This window comes from Colwellia sp. 6M3 (assembly GCF_014077595.1).
Taxonomy (GTDB): Bacteria; Pseudomonadota; Gammaproteobacteria; order Enterobacterales; family Alteromonadaceae; genus Cognaticolwellia.
The window spans coordinates 1-582 of record NZ_JACGWF010000212.1; the positions used below are offsets into that span (position 1 = coordinate 1).

Annotated in this window: 1 protein-coding gene; it reads left to right on the forward strand. The window is 39.5% G+C overall.

Features of this window, described 5'->3' with window-relative positions; all coding sequences use genetic code 11:
• The coding region (locus H4J50_RS19065) for an EF-Tu/IF-2/RF-3 family GTPase (protein WP_259366306.1) at positions 1 to 582 on the forward strand (582 nt) is incomplete at both ends.

The window sequence follows — 582 nt, forward strand, 5'->3', positions numbered from 1 at the left end:
TTCTCGTCCTGATTGGGTTATGGATCAAGTTTTTGAATTGTTTGATAACCTTGGTGCTACTGATGAACAACTTGATTTTAAAGTTGTATACGCTTCAGCAATCAATGGTTGGGCTACGCTTGAAGAAGGCGCAACTGGTACAGATATGACACCACTTTTTGATACTATTCTTAAAGAAGTGCCAGCACCAACAGCGGATCCAGATGGTTCATTCCAAATGCAAATCTCTCAACTTGATTACAGCTCATACTTAGGTGTAATTGGTGTTGGTCGTATTACACGTGGTTCTGTAAAACCGAATCAACAAGTTACTATCAAATTAGCAAACGGTGGCGTTCATAACGCTAAAGTTGGTAAAGTATTTGGTTACTTAGGCCTAGAGCGTCACGATATTGCTGAAGGTTTTGCTGGTGACATTATCGCTATCACTGGCTTGGGCGAATTGAAAATATCAGATACTGTATGTTGTCCTACAGAAGTTGAAGGCTTACCAGCACTATCTGTTGATGAACCTACAATCAACATGACTTTCCAAGTAAACACTTCACCATTTTGTGGTAAAGAAGGTAAGTATGTTACTTC